General features: G+C 30.2%; 6 protein-coding genes. 5 read left to right on the top strand and 1 reads right to left on the bottom strand.

Annotated elements, in window-relative coordinates:
- Positions 1-153: class II fructose-bisphosphate aldolase (locus CHL78_RS19790; protein ID WP_199534135.1), on the bottom strand; the 153-nt coding region annotated here is incomplete at its 3' end.
- Between the two features lie 216 nt (positions 154-369).
- Here CHL78_RS19790 and CHL78_RS19785 point away from each other — a divergent pair.
- From CHL78_RS19785 to CHL78_RS19765, 5 genes are all read left to right on the top strand, one after another.
- Positions 370-699 (top strand): DUF1904 domain-containing protein, encoded by a 330-nt coding sequence (locus CHL78_RS19785; protein WP_094368308.1) that lies wholly within the window; start codon positions 370-372, stop codon positions 697-699.
- Between the two features lie 17 nt (positions 700-716).
- Complete coding sequence (locus CHL78_RS19780; RefSeq protein ID WP_094368309.1) at positions 717-1,442, top strand: pseudouridine synthase; 726 nt, start codon at positions 717-719, stop codon at positions 1,440-1,442.
- 96 nt (positions 1,443-1,538) lie between these two features.
- The gene (gene rlmD, locus CHL78_RS19775) at positions 1,539-2,894 is read left to right on the top strand and encodes a 23S rRNA (uracil(1939)-C(5))-methyltransferase RlmD (protein WP_094368310.1); all 1,356 of its coding nucleotides are present in this window, start codon (positions 1,539-1,541) and stop codon (positions 2,892-2,894) included.
- A gap of 143 nt (positions 2,895-3,037) precedes the next feature.
- Positions 3,038-3,505 (top strand): GNAT family N-acetyltransferase, encoded by a 468-nt coding sequence (locus CHL78_RS19770; protein ID WP_094368311.1) that lies wholly within the window; start codon positions 3,038-3,040, stop codon positions 3,503-3,505.
- 158 nt (positions 3,506-3,663) lie between these two features.
- The coding region (locus tag CHL78_RS19765; RefSeq protein ID WP_408638630.1) for a rubredoxin-like domain-containing protein at positions 3,664-3,865 on the top strand (202 nt) is incomplete at its 3' end.

Raw genomic sequence — 3,865 nt, 5'->3', positions numbered from 1 at the left:
ACCTTCAGATACACCTAATATAACTGGAGAATTGTTTTCTTGAGCAGTTAATAATACTGCCTTTGTCCATTCTAAGTTATTGATGTTGAATTGTCCTACTGCATATTTACCTTCTCTAGCCTTTATTAACATTTCTTTAGCCGAAACTAACATAATGTAACCTCCATATAAGTTAATATAGTTAAAAATTTATTAAACTTACCCATCTATTATATTATAACGTGAAAATAAAAAAAGTACATAGTAAATTGTAATAACCGTAAATTAAAAGTATAATAATATTTATAATTGAAAATATATAGAACAGTATGGCTATAATTATTAAAGATTGTTAATAATTATAGAATAAATATAGAGAGGGAGAGAATTATGCCACAGATAAAAATAAGAGGAATTCATGAGAATGATATATGTAAAATAAGTGAGAATATGATAGATAAATTAGTTGAAGCAGTAAAGTGTCCTAGAGACTACTTTGAGATAGAATGTATAAAATCAGTTGCAATAAGAGATGGAAAAATAGCTGATGTATATCCTTTTGTAGAGGTAGCTTGGTTTGACAGAGGTCAAGAAGTACAAGATGTAGTTGCAACTATAATAACTGATAGTATAAGAAATAATTTAAATATAGAAAGTATGGACTTAGCTTTTACAGTTTTTGAAAAAGAAAAATACTATGAAAATGGAGAACACTTCTAAGGAGGTCGAAACTTATAATGGCAAAAAAACAGCGTTTAGATAAAGTGCTTTCTAATGTAGGATATGGAAGTAGAGCAGAAATAAAAAGAGATTGTAAGCGTGGATTGGTAGTTGTAAACAAAGCAGTAGTAACTAACCCTGGAGTTCAGGTAGATACTGATAACGACGAAATATTATTTGATGGTGAAAGAGTAGAATATAGAGAATTTATATATTTAATGCTAAATAAGCCAGATGGATATATATCAGCTACTTTTGATAAGTTTGATCCTATTGTACTAGATTTAATAGATCCATCATATCTAGTATTTGAACCATTCCCTGTTGGAAGACTTGATAAGGATACTGAAGGATTATTAGTATTAACTAATGATGGTAAGCTTTCTCACAGAGTGTTATCACCTAAAAATCATGTACCTAAAACTTATTATGCAAAAATTGAAGGTGTAGTAACTGAAGAAGATGTAGCTGCATTTGAAGATGGAGTAACTTTCTTAGATGATGGTTACAAAACAATGCCAGCTCAATTAAAAATATTAAAAAGTGATGAAGAATCAGAAATAGAACTTACAATACATGAAGGTAAATTCCACCAAGTAAAAAGAATGTTTGAGAGTGTAGGCAAAAAAGTAGTATACTTAAAAAGAATCTCTATGGGTAACTTAAAGCTTGATGAAAATTTAGCTCTAGGAGAATATAGAGAATTAACGGATGAAGAAGTTATGCTTATAGAAGAAAGATAAATTTTGAGATATAATAGACAAATTAGACGGAAATAAGATTTAATTTTAGAAAGCTAAGATTATAAGTTAAATCATGTATAAATGGAGGCAAAATTAGTGAAAAGAAGAGATATTATAGAGTTTGAAGTAGGGAAAATGGAATTTGGAGGAACTTCTGTTAGTATGTTAGGTAACAGAGAGATCCACATGAAGGGGGGCTTAACTGGTCAAAAGGTTAAGGCTTCAGTTAAAAAAACTAGAAGTGGGAAAGCAGACGTTAAGATGTTAGAGTTATTAGAAAACTCTCCAATGGAGACAGTTACTCCTTGTAAGCACTTTAATGCTTGTGGTGGATGTAGTATGTTATCTGTACCATACGAAAAGCAATTAGAGATAAAAGAAAAACAAGTTATGGATTTATTCTTAAATCAAGATATATTTGGATTCCAATTCCAAGGAATAGAAGGAAGTCCACAGGAGAGATTATACAGAAATAAAATGGAGTATACTTTCGGTGATGAGGTTAAAGATGGACCTCTTACTTTAGGAATGCATAAAAAAGGAAGACATATAGATATAGTAACCGTTGATGGATGTTTTTTAGTAGATCAAGATTTTATAAAAGTATTAACTTCAACAGTTGAATATTTTAATGAAAAAGATCTTCCTTATTATAGAGGTATGAGCCACAAGGGATATTTAAGACATCTTGTAGTTAGAAAAGGTGTGAATACTAAAGAATTAATGGTAAACATAGTAACATCTTCTCAAGTAGACTTTGATATGACTGAGTACAAAGAAATGTTATTATCTCTTGATACAGATGCTGAGATGGCAAGTATATTACACACTATAAATGATGGGCTTGCTGATGCAGTTCAATGTGATGAATTAAGAGTATTACATGGAAGAGACTATATAAATGAAGAGTTATTAGGACTTAAGTTTACTATATCTCCATTCTCATTCTTCCAAACAAATACTAAAGGAGCTGAGAAGCTTTATACTATGGCTAGAGAATTTGTTGGAGACCATAGTGACAAGGTTGTATTTGACTTATACAGTGGTACAGGAACTATAGGACAAGTAATGGCAGGTGCTGCATCTAAAGTTTATGGAATAGAGTTAATAGAAGAAGCTGTTGTTGCAGCAAACAACAATGCTAAGCTAAATGGACTTACTAACTGTGAGTTTGTAGCTGGAGATGTTGGTAAGACTGTTAAAAACTTCAAGGTAAAGCCAGATCTAATAATAGTTGACCCACCAAGACCAGGAGTTCATAAAGATGCTATAAGAGATATAGCAGGATTTGGTGCAAAAGAAATAGTTTATATTTCTTGTAATCCTAAGACATTAGTTTTAGATTTAGTTGAATTTAAGAATTATGGATATGAGGTAGAAAAAGTTAAGTGTATGGATATGTTCCCAAATACTCCTCACGTTGAAACAGTTGTTAAGTTAAAGAAAATATAATTATAAAAACTCTGATTATATCAGAGTTTTTTTGCTATCTATAAAAAATATGACTTTATTGTTGTATAAAAGGTAAGTTGAATAAGGATGGCATATGATATAATTCTGATGAAAGTTATTTTATTAGTGTTAGGAGATCTATTATGGATATTAAAATCAGGAAAGCAAGATCGAATGATTTATTAGATATGCAAAAAATATCAAGAGAAGTTATAAAAGAGAACTATACATGTTTTATGGGGGAAGCTGCAGTAAATGAATTTATAAATAGCGGTATGGCTGACGGGTATATAGCTGAGATGATTAAATGTACAACTCTTATTTTGCTAGATGACAAAATAGCCGGAATGTGTGCATGTAAAGAAAATCTAATTGATTTACTAATGGTTGACAATAAATTTCATCGACAAGGAGTAGGCACAAAGCTAATAAATCATGTTACTAAGAATCTATTTGAAAAATATGATGAAATTCGATTAGAGAGTTTTGAAGAAAATAAAAAGGCAAATTTATTTTATGATAAAAATGATTGGGAATGTGTTGAAATCAGATTTGATGAGGTATTTGGGATAAATAAGTGTTACTATCGTAAGTTAAAGATAAACATGTAAGAGATTTTTCTTATAAAAATATCAAAAAAACTATATAAAATGTTTAAGGTATCAGGTGACGGGTATATATAGACTATAGTCATCTAGACTTAATTTAATAAGATTAATAAATAAAAATTAATATATAAAATAAATATAAAATTGGGAGGAATAAGATTATGAAGAAATTTGTTTGTACAGTATGTGGATATATACATGAAGGGGAAACTGCACCAGAGCTATGTCCAGTGTGTAAAGTAGGAGCTGAAAAGTTCGAAGAAATGTCAGGGGAAATGGTTTGGGCTGATGAGCACAGAATAGGTGCAGCAGCTGGTGTTGATGAAGAAATATTAGAAGGATTAAGAGCTAACTTTACTGGAG

Origin of the sequence: Romboutsia weinsteinii (assembly GCF_002250835.2) — a bacterium.
Taxonomy (GTDB): Bacteria; Bacillota; Clostridia; order Peptostreptococcales; family Peptostreptococcaceae; genus Romboutsia_A; species Romboutsia_A weinsteinii.
Note: the sequence above shows the minus strand (reverse complement) of the source record. Positions and strands in the feature narration are given on the sequence as shown.